The organism is Streptomyces sp. MUM 203J (assembly GCF_022414595.1).
Lineage (GTDB): Bacteria > Actinomycetota > Actinomycetes > Streptomycetales > Streptomycetaceae > Streptomyces.
Genome location: NZ_JADWYO010000016.1, coordinates 47,003 through 63,724, shown reverse-complemented (window position 1 = coordinate 63,724; position 16,722 = coordinate 47,003). Strand labels below are relative to the sequence as shown.

Annotated in this window: 15 protein-coding genes and 1 tRNA gene; 11 read left to right on the top strand and 5 right to left on the bottom strand. The window is 73.2% G+C overall.

Annotated features, from left to right (window positions below; genetic code table 11):
* The first annotated feature begins 216 nt into the window (after window positions 1–216).
* Entirely contained in the window at window positions 217–2,979 is a 2,763-nt protein-coding gene (locus tag I3F58_RS11695; RefSeq protein ID WP_240108261.1) for a penicillin acylase family protein, read from the top strand.
* A gap of 104 nt (window positions 2,980–3,083) precedes the next feature.
* On the opposite strand, the gene I3F58_RS11690 is transcribed toward I3F58_RS11695, so the two are convergent.
* Window positions 3,084–3,680: a 5-formyltetrahydrofolate cyclo-ligase gene (locus I3F58_RS11690; protein ID WP_240108260.1), complete on the bottom strand. Its 597-nt coding sequence runs from the start codon at window positions 3,678–3,680 to the stop codon at window positions 3,084–3,086.
* Between the two features lie 207 nt (window positions 3,681–3,887).
* Between I3F58_RS11690 and galU the strand changes: the two genes are divergently transcribed.
* The 7 genes from galU to I3F58_RS11655 all read left to right on the top strand — a co-directional run bounded on the left by galU (window position 3,888) and on the right by I3F58_RS11655 (window position 9,315).
* Window positions 3,888–4,790: a UTP--glucose-1-phosphate uridylyltransferase GalU gene (galU, locus tag I3F58_RS11685; RefSeq protein ID WP_240108259.1), complete on the top strand. Its 903-nt coding sequence runs from the start codon at window positions 3,888–3,890 to the stop codon at window positions 4,788–4,790.
* Window positions 4,791–4,795: 5 nt separating this feature from the next.
* Complete coding sequence (gene glp / locus I3F58_RS11680; RefSeq protein ID WP_240108258.1) at window positions 4,796–6,115, top strand: gephyrin-like molybdotransferase Glp; 1,320 nt, start codon at window positions 4,796–4,798, stop codon at window positions 6,113–6,115.
* A 185-nt stretch (window positions 6,116–6,300) separates the two neighbouring features.
* On the top strand, window positions 6,301–6,780 hold the full coding sequence (gene moaC, locus I3F58_RS11675; RefSeq protein ID WP_308354984.1) for a cyclic pyranopterin monophosphate synthase MoaC: 480 nt from the start codon (window positions 6,301–6,303) through the stop codon (window positions 6,778–6,780).
* Window positions 6,777–7,271: a molybdenum cofactor biosynthesis protein B gene (locus I3F58_RS11670; RefSeq protein WP_240108257.1), complete on the top strand. Its 495-nt coding sequence runs from the start codon at window positions 6,777–6,779 to the stop codon at window positions 7,269–7,271. The genes moaC and I3F58_RS11670 overlap by 4 nt, the downstream gene beginning before the upstream one ends.
* Window positions 7,268–7,891, top strand: a complete 624-nt coding sequence (locus I3F58_RS11665; protein WP_240108256.1) for a GNAT family N-acetyltransferase — start codon at window positions 7,268–7,270, stop codon at window positions 7,889–7,891. Before I3F58_RS11670 ends, I3F58_RS11665 begins: the two co-directional genes overlap by 4 nt.
* Window positions 7,892–8,032: 141 nt before the next feature.
* On the top strand, window positions 8,033–9,142 hold the full coding sequence (gene glpR / locus I3F58_RS11660; protein ID WP_240108255.1) for a gephyrin-like molybdotransferase receptor GlpR: 1,110 nt from the start codon (window positions 8,033–8,035) through the stop codon (window positions 9,140–9,142).
* Window positions 9,143–9,241: 99 nt separating this feature from the next.
* A tRNA-Ala gene (locus tag I3F58_RS11655) sits at window positions 9,242–9,315 on the top strand.
* 311 nt (window positions 9,316–9,626) lie between these two features.
* Here I3F58_RS11655 and I3F58_RS11650 read toward each other — a convergent pair.
* A complete protein-coding gene (locus I3F58_RS11650) occupies window positions 9,627–10,607 on the bottom strand; it encodes a hypothetical protein (RefSeq protein ID WP_240108293.1) in 981 nt (326 codons plus the stop codon).
* A 592-nt stretch (window positions 10,608–11,199) separates the two neighbouring features.
* Window positions 11,200–12,237 (bottom strand): helix-turn-helix transcriptional regulator, encoded by a 1,038-nt coding sequence (locus I3F58_RS11645; RefSeq protein ID WP_240108254.1) that lies wholly within the window; start codon window positions 12,235–12,237, stop codon window positions 11,200–11,202.
* Between the two features lie 100 nt (window positions 12,238–12,337).
* On the opposite strand from I3F58_RS11645, the gene I3F58_RS11640 reads away from it, so the two are divergent.
* On the top strand, window positions 12,338–13,135 hold the full coding sequence (locus I3F58_RS11640; protein ID WP_240108253.1) for an NAD(P)H-dependent oxidoreductase: 798 nt from the start codon (window positions 12,338–12,340) through the stop codon (window positions 13,133–13,135).
* Window positions 13,136–13,434: 299 nt separating this feature from the next.
* On the opposite strand, the gene I3F58_RS11635 is transcribed toward I3F58_RS11640, so the two are convergent.
* Window positions 13,435–13,713: a hypothetical protein gene (locus tag I3F58_RS11635; RefSeq protein ID WP_240108252.1), complete on the bottom strand. Its 279-nt coding sequence runs from the start codon at window positions 13,711–13,713 to the stop codon at window positions 13,435–13,437.
* Window positions 13,714–13,980: 267 nt separating this feature from the next.
* Here I3F58_RS11635 and I3F58_RS11630 point away from each other — a divergent pair, with 267 nt between their 5' ends.
* A complete protein-coding gene (locus I3F58_RS11630; protein ID WP_240108251.1) occupies window positions 13,981–14,769 on the top strand; it encodes a helix-turn-helix transcriptional regulator in 789 nt (262 codons plus the stop codon).
* Window positions 14,770–14,952: 183 nt separating this feature from the next.
* On the opposite strand, the gene I3F58_RS11625 is transcribed toward I3F58_RS11630, so the two are convergent.
* Complete coding sequence (locus tag I3F58_RS11625; RefSeq protein WP_240108250.1) at window positions 14,953–15,411, bottom strand: Lrp/AsnC family transcriptional regulator; 459 nt, start codon at window positions 15,409–15,411, stop codon at window positions 14,953–14,955.
* A 137-nt stretch (window positions 15,412–15,548) separates the two neighbouring features.
* On the opposite strand from I3F58_RS11625, the gene I3F58_RS11620 reads away from it, so the two are divergent.
* Window positions 15,549–16,565, top strand: coding sequence for an asparaginase (locus tag I3F58_RS11620; protein WP_240108292.1), 1,017 nt, complete (start codon window positions 15,549–15,551; stop codon window positions 16,563–16,565).
* The last annotated feature ends 157 nt before the right edge of the window (window positions 16,566–16,722 follow it).

Sequence of the window (16,722 nt, the reverse complement as noted above, 5' to 3'; positions counted from 1 at the left end):
GGGCATACAGGGCATCCAGGGGTGTCCGGCATGGACTCCGCTTGAGGGTACTTCGTTACCTTACCTAATCATTAACGCTTCCTTGACGGGCTTCCTCCGCGCACGTGGACGCCGCTGCCGGGCCTCCTCGCTGACACCGCGTCCGGGCCGCTCCGCCGCTGCGCCTATGGTTGCTCCCAGCACTCCCGGACCAAGCCTGCGCCTCGAAGGACAGCGATGCCCGCCAACACCACCGTCTCTTCCCCCAAGAAGAAGGGGCGACGTGCCCGCTTGCTCGTGATCGCCCTGGTGCTGGCGCTGGTCGCGGGCATCGGATACGGCGCCTACTGGAGCGTCAGCACCGTCCGTGCGCCGTTCCCGCAGACCACCGGCACGCTGCAGCTGGCCGGGCTCTCAGGACCCGTGGACGTCAAGCGCGACGACTACGGGGTGCCGCAGATCTACGCCTCCACCGACGAGGACCTGTTCCGCGCGCAGGGGTACGTCCAGGCGCAGGACCGGTTCTGGGAGATGGACGTGCGCCGCCACATGACGGCGGGCCGCATGTCCGAGCTGCTCGGGGAGAAGCTGGTCGACACGGACGCCTTCCTGCGCACGCTCGGCTGGCACCGGGTGGCCGAGGAGGAGTTCGACACCAAGCTCTCCGAGGAGACGAAGAAGAACCTCCAGGCGTACGCGGACGGCGTCAACGCCTACCTGAAGGACAAGGAGCCGCGCGACGTCTCCGTCGAGTACTCCGCCCTCGCCTTCGAGCACGACTACACGATCGAGCCCTGGACGCCCGTGGACTCCGTCGCCTGGCTCAAGGCCATGGCCTGGGACCTGCGCGGCAACATGGAGGACGAGATCGACCGCTCGCTGATGCGGGGCCGCCTCAGCGGGGAGCAGGTCGAGGAGCTGTACCCCGGCTACCCGTACGACCTCCACCGCCCGATCGTCGACGACTTCGAGGCGACCCCGGCGGGCGGCGAGGACGACGGCGGTACGGGCTCCGGTACCGGCACGGGCTCCGGCTCCGGCGTCCAGAACGGCCCCCAGGGGACCCAGGCCCCGGCCGCGCAGAACGGCGCCCAGAACGGCTTCCAGACGCAGCTCGCCGCCCTCTCCGAGGCGCTGGACGACGTCCCCGCTCTCCTCGGCACCAACGGCCACGGCATCGGCTCCAACTCCTGGGTCATCTCGGGCCGGTACACCACCACCGGCAAGCCGCTCCTCGCCAACGACCCGCATCTGGCCCCCCAGCTGCCGTCGCTCTGGTACCAGATGGGCCTGCACTGCCGGGCCGTGTCCGAGACCTGCCGCTACGACGTGGCCGGATACACCTTCGCCGGCATGCCGGGCGTCGTGATCGGCCACAACCAGGACATCGCCTGGGGCCTCACCAACCTCGGTGCCGACGTCACCGACCTCTACCTGGAGAAGGTCACCGACCGCGGCTACCTGCGCGGCACCGAGGAGGTGCCGTTCGAGAGCCGTGAAGAGGTCATCAGGATCGCCGGAGGCGGCGAGCGGACCATCACCGTCCGCGAGACCAACAACGGCCCGCTCATCTCCGACCGCAGCGGCGAGCTGGAGAAGGTCGGACAGAAGGCCCCCGTCACCGCCAGCGCGCCCGACCGGAGCAACGGCTACGCGGTGGCCCTGCGCTGGACCGCCCTGGACCCCGGCACCACCATGGAGGCCGTCTTCAAGCTGAACCGGGCGAAGAACTTCACCGACTTCCGGGAAGCCGCCCGCGACTTCGACGTGCCGTCCCAGAACCTGATCTACGCCGACGCCGAGGGCCACATCGGCTACCAGGCGCCGGGCAGGATCCCCGTGCGCGGCAAGAAGCACGACGGCCGCTACCCGGCGCCCGGCTGGGACCCGGCGTACGACTGGAAGAAGGACTACGTCCCGTTCGAGGAGCTGCCCTACGAGCTGGACCCGAAGCGCGGCTACATCACCACCGCCAACCAGGCCGTCGTCGACGCCGCCTACCCGCACCTGCTGACGACCGACTGGGGTTACGGCGCCCGCAGCCAGCGGATCAACGACCTCATCGAGTCGAAGATCAAGGACGGTGGCAAGGTCTCCACGGACGACATGCGGACCATGCAGATGGACAACAGCAGCGAGATCGCCAAGCTGCTGACGCCCTACCTGCTGAAGATCGACATCTCCGACCCGCAGGTCCGCGAGGCACAGCAGCTGCTGGAGGGCTGGAACTACACCCAGGACAGCGACTCGGGCGCCGCGGCCTACTTCAACGCGGTCTGGCGCAATGTCCTGAAGCTGGCCTTCGGCAACAAGCTCCCCAAGGAGCTGCGCGTCAAGGGCGAGTGCCTCAACGTCCCGCCCGCCGACGCCACGGTCCCCGAGGACCGGCGCAACAAGCTGGTGCGGGAGTGCGGCCGGCGTGCGCCCGACCAGGCGCAGCCGGACGGCGGCGACCGCTGGTACGAGGTGGTCCGCCCGCTGCTGAAGGACGAGAAGAACGCCTGGTGGCAGTCCCCGGAGAACCGGCTGGACGAGGCCACGGAGACCCGTGACCAGCTGCTGGCCCGGGCCATGAAGGACGCCCGCTGGGAGCTGACGGCCAAGCTCGGCAAGGACGTCTCGACCTGGAGCTGGGGGCGGCTGCACCAGCTGAACCTGGACAACCAGACCCTCGGCACCGGCGGCCCGGCTGTCGTGAAGCAGCTGCTCAACCGCGGCCCGTGGAACCTGAGTGGCGGCGAGGCGGCCGTCAACGCGACCGGCTGGAACGCGGCCGGGGGCTACGACGTCGTCTGGGTGCCGTCGATGCGGATGGTCGTGAACGTCGGGGACTGGGACAAGTCCCGCTGGATCAACCTGGCCGGCGCGTCCGGCCACGCCTACCACCCGCACTACACCGACCAGACGGACAAGTGGGCCAAGGGCGAGCTGCTCGGCTGGGCGTACAGCGAACAGGCCGTGGAGAAGGGCAAGACGGACCACCTGGTCCTCAAGCCCTGAGGCCCCGCCCCGGGCCGGGCCGAGGGGGCGCCCCCCGGGGCCGGGCCGCCGGTCCGCCCCCGAGGGCCCGCCCGGGCTTCAGGGGCCCGTCCCGGGGGCCCGCCTCAGGGCGCCGGGAAACGCCGGACGCCCCCAGGCGTGACCGCCGCCCGCACGGGGTGGTCGTGCGGTTCCTCCGGGACCCGCGCGACCACCTCGTGCGCGTACAGGAGGACGACGAGCGCCGGGTCCGCCCCCGCGCGCGCGAGGCGGGCCAGGACGCGGTCGTACGAGCCGCCGCCCCGCCCCAGCCGCATGCCGCGTTCGTCGACGGCGAGCCCCGGCAGGAGCACCGCGTCGGCCTCCAGCACGGCGTCGGGGCCGAGCCGGGGCCCGGACGGCTCCAGCAGCCCGAGCCGGGCCCGCACCAGCTGCCCGGCTCCTTCGTACGCGCTCCAGTCCAGGTCGTTGTCGGGCAGCAGCACCGGCAGCAGCACCCGCACGCCCCGCGCGCGCAGGGCTTCGATGAGGGCCCGTGTGCCCGGCTCGCGTCCCACGGACACGTACGCCGCGACCGTGCCCGCTGCGGCCAGCTCGGGCAGCCCGAGCGCCTCGTCCGCGAGGGCGGCGGCGGCTCGCCGCACGTCCTCGGTGGTCAGCAGCGTGCGGGCGGCGAGCAGTTCGCCCCGCAGCCCGGACTTATCCGGAACAGCACTGTCCATAGGATTCTCATCCTGTCGGTTCATCTCACCGACACCTCTCACATCGGACACGTAACCCACACCGTTCACACTGTTCACGCTCCTCGAACGAGGTCCGGGCCCTCCTCGGGGCGGGCCTACCGGCGAAACTCCCGAATGCGCCTATATGAGGAGCAAGTTAATCGAAGGATTATCTTCCTCCCATACCGAGCGGCTATCGTGCACGCCATGACTCAGTCGCACCCCAGGATCACCAAGGCTGTCATCCCCGCAGCGGGACTCGGCACCCGGTTCCTTCCCGCCACGAAGGCCACTCCCAAGGAGATGCTGCCCGTCGTGGACAAGCCCGCCATCCAGTACGTGGTCGAAGAGGCCGTGACTGCCGGGCTGTCGGACGTACTGATGATCACGGGCCGCAACAAGCGCCCCCTGGAGGACCACTTCGACCGCAACTACGAGCTCGAAGAGGCCCTCGTCAAGAAGGGCGACCTGGACCGGCTGGACAAGGTCCAGGAGTCGAACGACCTCGCGACCATGCACTACGTCCGCCAGGGTGACCCCAGGGGCCTCGGCCACGCGGTGCTGTGCGCCGAGCCGCACGTCGGGGACCAGCCGTTCGCGGTGCTCCTCGGCGACGACCTCATCGACCCGCGCGACCCCCTCCTCGCCCGGATGATGGAGGTCCAGGAGCAGCAGGGCGGCAGCGTCATCGCCCTCATGGAGGTCGACCCCTCCCAGATCCACCTGTACGGCTGCGCGGCCGTCGAGCCCGCCGGCGGGGGCGACGTCGTCAAGGTGACCGATCTGGTGGAGAAGCCGGACGCGGCGGACGCGCCCAGCAACTACGCCATCATCGGCCGGTACGTCCTCGACCCGGCCGTCTTCGAGATACTGCGTCAGACCAAGCCGGGCCGCGGCGGCGAGATCCAGATCACCGACGCCCTCCAGATGCTCGCCAAGGACGAGTCCGCGGGCGGCCCCGTCCACGGAGTCGTCTTCAAGGGCCGCCGCTACGACACCGGCGACCGCGGTGACTACCTCCGGGCGATTGTCAGACTCGCGTGCGAACGTGAAGATCTGGGACCGGAGTTCCGCACCTGGCTCCGCAGTTACGTCACCGAGGAGATGTAGGCCCCGTGAGCACTGTGCGTACGACCTGGACGGTGGACGAGCACCTGGAGGACATCCTGGCCTCGATCCGCCCGCTCGACCCGATCGAGCTGCAGCTCCCCGACGCCCAGGGCTGTGTCCTGGTCGACGACGTCACGGTGCCCGTCGCCCTTCCCCCGTTCGACAACAGCTCCATGGACGGGTACGCGGTGCGCGTCGCGGATGTCGCGGGCGCCAGCGAGGAGTTTCCCGCGGTCCTCACCGTCATCGGTGACGTCGCGGCCGGCACGGGCGCCCTGCCCGAGGTCGGCCCGGGAGAGGCCGCCCGCATCATGACCGGTGCCCCGCTTCCGCCCGGCGCGGAGGCGGTCGTCCCGGTCGAGTGGACCGACGGGGGCAGCGGCGGCGGCGCGGCCACCGCCATGCGCGCCGCCAGCGCCGCCCCCCAGGACGCCGCGGGCGAGGTCCGTGTGCACCGCCCGGCCCTGGCCCGCGCCCATGTACGCGCGCGTGGCAGCGACGTCCGGGCGGGCGAGCCCGCGCTCGCGGCCGGCACGGTGCTCGGGCCCGCACAGATCGGCCTGCTCGCCGCCATCGGCCGCGGCACGGTCCGGGTGCGGCCCCGCCCGCGCGTGGTGGTGCTGTCCACCGGCAGCGAACTGGCCCAGCCCGGCGAGGAGCTGGGCCCCGGCCAGATCTACGACTCCAACAGCTACGCCCTGAGCGCCGCCGCGCGCGACGCGGGCGCCATCGCCTACCGGGTCGGTGCCGTCACCGACGACGCGGACGGGCTGCGGTCCGCCATCGAGGACCAGCTCGTGCGCGCCGACCTGATGGTCACCACGGGCGGGGTCAGCGTCGGCGCCTACGACGTGGTGAAGGAGGCCCTGGCGGGAGCCCCCGGGGGAGACGACGAGGAGGGCGAGGGCTTCGGGGGCGTGGAGTTCCGCAGGCTGGCCATGCAGCCGGGCAAGCCCCAGGGCTTCGGCACCATCGGACCCGACCACACCCCGCTGCTCGCCCTGCCGGGCAACCCCGTCTCGTCGTACGTGTCGTTCGAGCTGTTCGTCCGCCCGGCGATCCGCACCCTCATGGGCCTGAAGGACATCCACCGTCCTCGCGCGCGAGCCGCGCTGTCCGCCGACAAGCCGCTCACGTCCCCGGCGGGGAAGCGCCAGTTCCTGCGCGGGACGTACGACGCGGAGGCGGGTACCGTCACTCCTGTGGGCGGTGCCGGGTCCCACCTGATCGCCGCGCTGGCGCACGCCGACGCGCTGCTCGTCGTACCGGAGGACGTCACGCACGTGGAGCCGGGCACGCAGCTGGAGGTCGTGCGGCTCGGCTGAGGCGCGCCGCCGGGGCACCCGGCCGCGAAGCCGGACCGGGCCCTGGCCCCGGTCCCGGCTCCCGAGGGCGGCCGGGGCCCCTCTCCGGCCGAACCACCCGGCCCGGCCCGGCACCCGTGGCGGTACGGTGTCCGCCACCGAGCCGACAAGACGAGAACCGGCGCCAGATCGCGAGGCGGAGTGCAGTGAGTACGCAAGGCAGCCTGACCCACATCGACGAGGCGGGTGCCGCCCGCATGGTGGACGTCTCCGCGAAGGACGTCACCGCCCGGACCGCCCGTGCCAGCGGCCGGGTCCTGGTCTGCGCGCGCGTGGTGGAGCTGTTGCGCGGCGAGGGCGTCCCCAAGGGCGACGCGCTCGCCACCGCCCGGATCGCCGGGATCATGGGCGCCAAGCGCACGCCCGACCTGATTCCGCTGTGCCACCCGCTCGCGGTCTCCGGCGTGAAACTGGACCTGGCGGTCACCGACGAGGCGGTCGAGATCACCGCGACGGTGAAGACCACGGACCGGACGGGCGTCGAGATGGAGGCCCTGACGGCCGTGTCCGTGGCGGCCCTGACGGTCGTCGACATGGTGAAGGCCGTCGACAAGGGCGCCGTCATCACCGACGTGCGGGTGGAGGAGAAGACGGGCGGCAAGTCCGGGGACTGGAGCCGCGCGTGACCGCGTACAGGGCGCTCGTCGTCACCGCCTCCAACCGGGCGGCGGCCGGGGTGTACGAGGACAAGGGCGGGCCCATCCTGGCCGACGGCCTCAAGGCGCTGGGCTTCAGTGTCGACGGCCCGCAGGTCGTCCCCGACGGCGACCCCGTCGAGGCGGCCCTGCGCGCCGGGGTCGAGGCGTCGTACGACGTCATCCTCACCACCGGCGGCACCGGCATCTCCCCGACCGACGCCACCCCCGAGGCCACCCGCCGGGTCCTCGACCACGAGGTGCCGGGCATCCCGGAGGCCATCCGTGCCCACGGCCGCGACAAGGTCCCGACGGCCGCGCTGTCCCGGGGCCTGGCCGGGGTCGCGGGCCGCACCCTGATCGTCAACCTGCCCGGTTCCACCGGAGGCGTGCGGGACGGTCTCGCCGTCCTGGAGCGGCTCCTCGTCCACGCGGTCGACCAGCTGCGCGGCGGCGACCACCCGAGGCCGGCGGCGTCATGAACCCGGCCTGGCCGGCGACCCTGGTGGACGGCGACGTGGTCCTCCGCCCCATAAGGGCGCGCGACCAGAAGGCGTGGCGCGAGGTCAACCAGCGCAACCGGGACTGGCTGCGCCCCTGGGAGGCCACCATCCCGCCGCCTCCGCCGGGGGCACCGCCGGTCCAGCGCCCCACGTTCCGGCAGATGGTCCGGCATCTGCGGGCCGAGGCCAACGCCGGCCGGATGCTGCCCTTCGTCATCGAGTACCGGGGGCGGCTGGTGGGCCAGCTGACCGTCGCCGGGATCACCTGGGGCTCGATGTGCTCCGGCCACGTCGGCTACTGGGTGGACCGGGAGGTGGCCGGGCGGGGCGTGATGCCGACGGCGGTGGCACTGGTGACCGACCACTGCTTCCGCGCGGTGGGCCTGCACCGCATAGAGGTGTGCATTCGCCCGGAGAACGCGCCCAGCCGCCGGGTCGTGGAGAAACTGGGATTCCGCGAGGAGGGCCTGCGCCCCCGCTACCTCCATATCGACGGCGCCTGGCGGGACCATCTGGTCTTCGCACTGACGTCCGAGGAGGTTCCGGAGGGTCTGCTGCGGCGCTGGCACGCAGCGAGGCGCCAGCATCCCGCGAAATAATTCAAGTGTTCGAATTAATGGCGCTCGCGACCACATTCGATCTGAACAATCACAAAAAATGTCAGGCATATCAGCCAGATCGTGCGACACACCGGCCCAATTGGCCGATGGGCTCCCGCGAACACCTCTACCGTGTGAGGCGTGAGCAGCAGCGGCCTCATCTACGCAGTCATCGTCGGAGCCTGGGCCGCCTACCTGGTGCCGATGTGGCTCCGCAGGCAGGACGAGCTGAACGAGGCTCGACCGACGGAACGCTTCAGCACCGCCATCCGGCTCCTGTCCGGACGGGCGGGGATGGAGCGCCGGTACGCCAAGGAGCTGCGCGCCCGCGGCGACGGCGAGGACTGGCGGGTGCCCGACGTGGACCCGGACGCTCGGACCGAGCAGCTGGACTCGGTCGACGTCCGGGCCTTCGCCGCACCTCCGGACCACACGGAGGCGCGCCTGGAGCCGGCTGAGGCCCCGCCCAGGAAGCCCCGGCAGCCCCAGCCGTCCCCCCGCCCCGAGGCTGCCCCGGCACTTCGGTCGGCCGCCTCCGTCCGGGCGAACCGCGCGTCCCGCGTGGCCGCCGAGCGGGCCCGCCGCTCCCGCGTGCTGGCGCGCCGCCGCCGTACGACGGTCGTCCTGTTCCTGGCCTTCACGCTCGGCGCGATCGCCGCGGCGGTGGGCGGACTGGCCTTCCTGTGGGCACCCGCCGTCCCGGCCGTCCTGCTCAGCGCGTACATCGTGTACCTGCGCCGCCAGGAGCGCCGCCGCTTCGTGTACGTGATGGACCGGCGCCGCGCCGAGGCCGCCGCCCAGCGCCTCCGCGACAACCGCGCGCCGCGCCACGCCGCCGAGCCGCCCACGCCCCACGGCGAGGCCCCGCCCCACGAGCCCGCGGTGCCGCCGGTCTCCCCGGCGGAGGCCGACCGGCGGGCCCTGGTCGAGCAGACCGACCACGCGGAGTGGGTCGACCAGCAGCGCGACCGAGGCTCGGTCCGCGGAGACAGCTGGGACCCCGTCCCGGTCCCCCTCCCCACCTACGTCACCGCCCCGGTCGCCCCCCGCGCCACGGGCGGCGTGGACGTCACCGACCCGGAGACCTGGAGCGCCGCCCGCTCCTCCCCGGCCGAGCCCACCCCGCCCCCGCCCACCCGCCAGAACCCCAACCCCTCCGCCACAGCTCCCCGCCGCCCCCGCGACCGCACCCGCACCCCCCTCTTCGACCAGTACGCCGACGACGACCGCCCCCGCGCCGCCAACGAGTGACGCCGTCCCCGGCCGCCCTCGTGATCCACGTCTCGCGCCCACCCGGCCAACGGATTTCCTGGCAGCCGGAGCGGGGTGCTAATGTTTCACACGTCGCAAGGGCCTGTGGCGCAGTCCGGTAGCGCACCTCGTTCGCATCGAGGGGGTCAGGGGTTCGAATCCCCTCAGGTCCACAGACGGAACGTTCACGAGTACGCTCGTAGACGGTTCACGAGATCCCGTTCAACTCTTTCGAGTTGGGCGGGATTTCTGGTTTCTGGGCCTTGGAGCGGCGCGGTGGCCGTGCGGGGGCAAGCCTGCCGGGTGGCTGCGGCCACGCCGAGCGACGCCGGTGATGGCTCTGCGCGCACGGCGAAGCGGCCGGGGACGGGCCGATGGGCGCGCCGCGCGCCGCCGGAGGGCGAACTGCGCCGCCTGGAAGGGCGACTCGATACGGCGGACCGGTTCCGGCGCCGCGACGACGTGCGGGTGCGAGGCGCGTGGGTCAGCCCGCCGTCACGGATCCGGGGGCCGGGGCCCCGCCCTGCCCGGCGAGTTCGGTGAGCAGGGCCGCCCGGAGCTCCTCGTAGGTCGGCGCGAGCTCGCGCAGCCCGGCCACCACGGCCGCGTCGTCCAAGGTGACCAGCGGGTACTGGAGGCTGCCCAGGATCCGCGCCTGGCGGGTCAGCACCCCGGCCGAGCCGGCGAAGCCGATCCCCGCGAGGCAGACGGCCGCGTCCGAGGTGCGACGGGCACCGGCCCGGAGCGAGAACTTCTCCATCACCTGCCGGATGTCCGGGTCCAGCCCTTCCGCCACCTGCTCGGCCAGCCGCTCCAGGCCCACGGCGCCGCCGAGCGATCCGGGCGGCAGGTCGGACCCGGCGCCCGTCTCGTGGGCCCGCAGCAGCTCCGCGGCGCGCGGCAGCGAGGCCCGCAGGGCCTCGGCCGGGCCGGTCTCCCGGGCGCGGGCGAAGCCGGTCCGCATCACGAAGGGCCGGTTCACATAGCCGATCTGCTCGGCCTGCCAGGCGGCCAGGAAGGCCGGTACCGGCAGCGTCGCCCACGGGTGGCCGTGCGGGTCGTGGAAGACCACGGTGTCCTTCTCGACGGCCACCACCAGGACGTAGTGGTCGGCACCGACGGCCGTGCCGGAGCCGGGCTGCTGGAGCAGCAGGCCCATCTCCAGCGGGCCCGCCAGCACCGGGCCGCGCTCGACCGCCCGGCGCAGCCGCTCCTCGGCCTCCTCCGGGCTCTCGCCGTCCGTGCGCAGGCACTCCCACCCGAGCAGCCCGAGGGCCGACTCCAGCCCGTTCTCCGGGTCCCAGCCGAAGGGGTCGAAGAACGGCAGTACCCCGCCGATCAGCTGGAAGCCGAACGGTGATCCCGTCAGCACCTCCAGCACCGGAGTGCCGGGCGAGTCCGGCCCCAGAGCCATGGCGAGCGAGTTGGAGAAGCAGTACGGGCCGGAGCCGATGTAGGGGAACAACACGACCTCATCACACGGAACTTGACGGAACGATCCCGCTCACTCTAGGCACCCCCGCCTGGCCCCACCACTCGGCGTACAAGGCCGGTCCTGGACCTGCCGAAGCGGGGCACGCCCCCGGCCGCGTGCGGGTTCGACGGCGACTGGTCGGGCATCGGACGCCCGGGGGACGAGGACCGAGCGAAGCACGGGGTTCGTCACCCACCGCGACCTGCTGCTCGGCGGCGGCTGAGGACGGCTCCCGGCCCCCGCGCGGCACGGTGCCGCCGTGCGTTCCGCGGCTGCCCGTACCGGCGAGGGCGCACCCGGGAGGCGAGCCGGGTGGCCTTCGTGGGCGGCCTCCCGGGCGGTACGACGGAGACGCGGGTGGGAGGGCGGCCGGGCGGGCTGCGGCGCGACGAGGACCGCGCCGACCGGTACCGGCGCGGACGGTGCCGTGCCGCGGGGGCTGTCGCCTGCCGAGCCCGTCCGCACCCGGGCGCGCGGGATGCGCCGTCCTGAGCGGTCCGCCGCCGAAGAGTCTCATCCCGGCGGAGAGACCGCCCAACCGCCCGTGGACCGGTGCGCGGGAGTGCGCCGGGCCGGTGGTCTGTCAGCTCCCGTGTGAGGGGTGGAGGGGCGTGGTGGTCCGCGCCAGGCGGGTGAGGGCCGCGGACTCGGGGGTGTCGTCCTCGGGGGTGAACACATGGACGACCAGGCCGGTCGCGCCGGGAGCCGCCGACACGTGCAGGGTCTCGTAGTCCAGGGTCAGCAGCCCCGCCAGCGGGTGCCGGAACCGTTTGCGGCCGCCCGCGCACATCATGACCTCGCCGGAGGCCCAGAGTTCGGTGAACTCCGGGCTGAGGGCGGACAGCTCCGTGATGAGCGCGGCCAGATCGGGGTCGTCCGGGAACCGGCCCGCCGAGACCCGCAGCAGACCGACGGCCTCGCGGGCCCGGTCCGCCCAGTCGGGGTGGACGTCGCGCGAGGCCGGGTCCAGGAACAGGTACCGCGCCTGGTTCCGGTCCCGGCGGCCCGGGTCGCCCAGTCCGCCCGTCAGTTCGGCGCCCAGCGCGTTCCAGGCCACCACGTCCAGCAGGTGGTCCGTCACGTACGCGGGGATCCCGGGCATGCCGTCCAGCACTCGCCGCAGCGCGGGGCCGGCCGGGGTCCTGGGCGTGGTGCCGTGCCCGGCGGCCACGTCGGCGCCGAAGCCGGCCAGGGTGGCGAGGTGGCGGCGTTCCGCCGGGTCGAGCCCCAAAGCCCGGGCGAGTGCGCCGAGTACCTCGGGGGACGGCTGGGTGGCCCGGCCCTGTTCGAGGCGTACGTAGTAGTCCACGCTGATCCCGGCGAGCCCCGCAAGCTCCTCCCGGCGCAGTCCGCGCACCCGGCGGCGGCCGCCGCCGCGGAGCCCGACCTGTTCCGGCGCGACCCGCCCGCGCCGGGCGCGCAGGAACGCGCCGAGGGCGCGGCGGGGGTCGGCGGGCGCGGCGGGAGCACTGCCGGTGCCGGTTCCCGTGCCGCGCGCGGGGCCGGTCGCATCGCCGTGCCCGTTCTCGTACGCGGGCGCGGACCCCGCCCCGTACACGGTCCCGGCGCCGTAACCGGTCCTCGTCCCGGGCCCGTCGACTCCCTGGCTCGTGGTGTCCATGGACCCCAGTATGGGGGTGGCCCCCGCAGTACCAGGATCGGCGTTCCTACGGTCGGACAGGGCGCTGGCTACCCCCTGCGGCCTGGGAGAACGTGGCCGTATGAGCGATGCGACGCCCCAGCGGGGCAAGAAGATCCTGATCGTCACCGCCCACCCCGAGCCGCGGTCCCTCACCGGCGCCCTCGCGGACGTCGCGGCCGAGCGGCTCCGCGCCGCGGGGCACGCGGTGCGCGTCTCCGACCTGTACGCGATGAAGTGGAAGGCCGCGCTGGACGCCGACGACTTCCCGGACCAGCCAGCCGACCACCGGCTGAACGTCCTGGCCGCGGCGGAGAAGGCCACGCGTGAAGGGCGGCTCGGGCCGGACGTGGCGGCCGAGCAGGAGAAGGTGCGCTGGGCGGACGCCGTGATCCTGCAGTTCCCGCTGTGGTGGTTCTCGGTGCCCGCGATACTGAAGGGCTGGATCGACCGGGTGTTCACCTACGGGTTCTCGCACGGACCCGGCCTCCCGCCGCCGTACAGCGAGGGCGCCCTGGGCGGGCGGCGGGCGCTGCTTTCGGTGACCCTCGGCGCGACCGGGACCTCGTTCTCCGACCGGGGCGTGCACGGGCGGCTGGCCGATGTGCTCTTCCCGCTCCAGCACGGCCTGTTCTGGTTCAGCGGGATGGCGCCGCTGGAGCCGTTCGCGGTGTACGACACGAACGCCTTGTCGCAGGAGGAGTTCGGCGCCGCGCGGGCGGCGTACGAGCGGCGGCTCGACGGGCTGTTCAGCGATGAGCCGGTACCGTTCCGGACGTTGGCCGGGGGCGGGTACGACCATGACATGCGGCTGCGCGAGGGCGTCGGGGAACCGGGAGTGAGCGGGCTGGACCTGCACCTGCGGGGGGCGCGGGGCTGAGGGCCGGGCGGGACGGCCCGGCGTCCGGCCTGCGGGCGGCCCGCCACGGGTCCCTCCAGCCGGCGCCGCCACGCCCCGTCAGGTGCCCCGCGTATGACCGGTCGTGGCGTCCACCCGGCCCGGGACCTTCTCGTGGAGGTCGCCCACCGTCCGCGGCCCCGTGGGCCCGGACAGCGGGATCGCGTCGGTCGGCGGAGCGGGGGACCGCCCTGTCGTGCCGGGCGGCGGGCGGCCCGTTCCGCCCGCCGCCCGGCGACGGCCCCCCGGTGTGAGAGGAGACCACCGGCGGCGTCAGGTTCTCAGCGGTTGGTCCACAGGTTCCACGTCCAGGGCCACATGGAGCCCTCGGCGCACTGGTAGCGGTCCCAGTGGCCACGGTCGATGCCCTGCTGGCCGGCCGTCTGGCAGCCGCCCAGGGTCATGAACTTGCCGCGGTGGATGTCGAGGCCGTCGGCCGCCTGCACGGAGACCTGGTGGGACACCGCGCCGGGTGCGGCGACGGCGGGAGCCGCCGGGGCCAGGCCGAGCCCGACCACGGTGACCGCGGCGAAGGCGGACAGTGCGGTGCGTACACGCATGGTGAAGGTCCTTCCGGTAGGGGTTCGAATCCGGCTCGTGCGGCGTCGGCCGGGCACGGCCATGACCGCCGGAGCGCTCACCCTCGGGGGTGATCTGCTCGGCCGGTATGCCGAGTTTGCGCAGGAAGCTGCACCTTCACAACCAGATCCCGCTTGCTTCACGGATATCGGGATAAATAAAGTCCTGACCTGCTGGGACGTATACGTCCCGGGACATGGGACAGCCGGCGGGACGCCGTTGCCCGCCCAGCGGAAGGGCCCCGATCGATGACCGGCCGACGACCAGACCAGCGTGCGGCGGCGCGGAGGCTGGGAGAAGCGCTGCGGAGCCTGCAGCAGCGATCGGGGCGCACACTGCGCAGCCTGGAGGCGCAGGTCCGCATCAGCGACTCGTCGCTCTCCCGTTACTTCCGCGGTGAGACCGTGCCGACCTGGCCCGTGGTCAGGGACCTGTGCCGGGCGATGCAGGCGGATCCCGCCGAGTACCGCGCCCTGTGGGAGGCGGCCGGTCCGGCCCGCCCCGACGAACCGGCCGACACCGGCGCCCCCGAAGCCGCCGGACCGTCACCCCTCCCGCGACTCGCCTGGTGGCGCCGGCTGCGCGGACTGTCCCGCCGCCGGGCCGTCGCCGCTGCCGCTGTGGTGGCGGCCGGACTCGTCACCGGACTGCTGCTCCTGCTTCCTCCGCCGGGCGCACCCGGTACCGAGCCCCCGCAGGGCGGCGCGGGCGGAAGCGGTGACGCCGGTGTTCTCGTCCACAACGTCGAGCAGGTGTGCCAGAAGCCCCGCACGAACGAGTGTGCGCTGTCCCTGGCCTACAGCCCCTACCGGCCCTACGTGACCTCCAACTCCGCGGACCGCGTCTGGCACCAGGACCTGCTGCGGGCCCGCTGCACCGTCGCCGACGGAGTCACCGTCACGGACGAGAACCACAAGCACACCAGTATCTGGATCCAGGTGACACGCGACGGGAAGCATCTCTGGCTCCCCGGGATCCGCGTCCGGCCCGACCACCTGAGCGAGCTCACCGCCGTCCTGCCCGCATGTGCCCCGTAGGCACCGGACGGCTCGGCGAGGACCGGACCGCTCACCGGCTTCCCCGCCGCCGGCGGCCACGCCTCTCCGCGTCGTGGTGGTGCGGTGGCCGCAGGGCCGAGGCGCAGGCCGACGGTCCCGGCGCACCGGAGGGACACGGAAGGCACCGCACGTCATGTGGTGCCCGACCGGCTCACGACCGGCTCACGAGTCGTCCACCGGCAGGCCGCTCGGCTGCTTGATCCGTTTCATGACGATCTGGGAGTTGACCTCCGTCACGCCCGTCAGCGCGGTCAGCTTCTCGATCCAGAGGCGCTCGTACGCGCGGAGGTCCTCCACCGCGATCCGCAGCAGGCAGCCGGGGCTGCCGAACAGGCGGTACGCCTCGACGACGTCCGGGATGTCCTGGAGCGCGGCCTCGAACGCCTCCACCACCTCGCGGTCGCGCTTCACCTCGATCGACACGAGCACCTCGAAGGCCCGGTTCACGGCCTCCGGGTCGATCACCGCGCGGTAGCCCCGGATGACCCCGTCCTGCTCCAGTTGGCGGACCCGGCGCATGCAGGGGGAGGGGGTCAGGCCGACCCGTTGGGCCAGTTCCTGGTTGCTCAGGCGGCCGTCCTTCTGAAGCTCACGCAAGATTGCCCTGTCGATTGCGTCCACGGAGCAATTATCGGCTATGGAAACCGTCGATGGGCAGGCAAAGTGGCGATCATATTGCTGACGGATTTCTCTATCCTTGCGTGGCGCGGTTCGCGGTGGTGCGTCCGGGCGCATCGGCAGCAGGAAGGGTGGAGATCTTGGGACGGATCGTCGTCATCAGCACCGGCGGCACCATAGCCAGCCGCTGGCAGGGCACCGGCTTCGCGGCCGACGCCGACGGACGCGAGGTCATGGCGACCGCCGCCGTTCCCGAGGGGGTCACCGTCGAGGTCCGTGACCTGTTCAGCGTCAACAGCCCCCGGCTCACCACCGCCCACCAGCTGACCCTGCTCCGGGCCGTGCACGAGGTGCTGGAGGACCCCGCCGTCGACGGGATCGTCGTCACCCACGGCACCGACACCCTGGAGGAGTCCGCCTTTCTCGTGGACCTCCACCACCACGACCCGCGCTCCGTCGTGTTCACCGGCGCGCAGCTGCCGCTCGACACCGAGGACGGCGACGGACCCCGCAACCTCCACGACGCCCTCCTCACCGCGGCCCGCACCCGCGGCCTGGGCGTGCTCGTGGCCTTCGACGGCAAGGTCCACGCCGCCCGGGGCACCGTCAAGACCGAGACCGTCGCCGCCGACGCCTTCGCGGACCCGTCCGGACCACGGCTCGGCAACATCGGCTTCGGCAAGGTCTCCGTCCTGCGGCACCCCCGGCGGACCGCGGCCCTTCCGCTGCCGGACGCCCCCGCCGTGCTGCCGCGTGTCGACATGGTCATGCACCACGCCGACGGCGACGCCCTGTTGCTGAACGCCGCCGTCGACGCCGGAGCGCAGGGCGTCGTCCTGGTCGCGACGGGGGCGGGCAACGCCACGCCCGAGATCGTCGACGCGGTCGCCGCCGCGCGTGCCCGTGGTGTGCTGGTCGCGTTGACCACGCGGGTGCACTCCGGGCCGGTCACCGAGATCTACACGCACGGCGGGGCCGTCGACCTCGTCGCGGCCGGGGCCGTGCCGACGGGGACACTGCGGGCGGGGCAGGCGCGGATCGCCGTGCTGGCCGCGCTGCTCGCGGGCGCTGAGCCGTACGAGAAGGAGCGGGCGCTGCGGGGTGTGCTCGGCGCGCCCGCCCCCGCCGACGCGGCCGGGGAGCTCGCACGGGTGTAGCCGCTGCCCGGCGCCCCGCCGCCGCTGTGTCCGATCGGCCCGCCCCGCGGCGGGCCGCCCCATCCCGAATCCGGGACTCCGCCCTCCCGACCTCTCTCCCGTGCCTCCGGTGCTCGTCCCCGAACGCCGGACGGGCCGACACCACTCAGGAGTACGT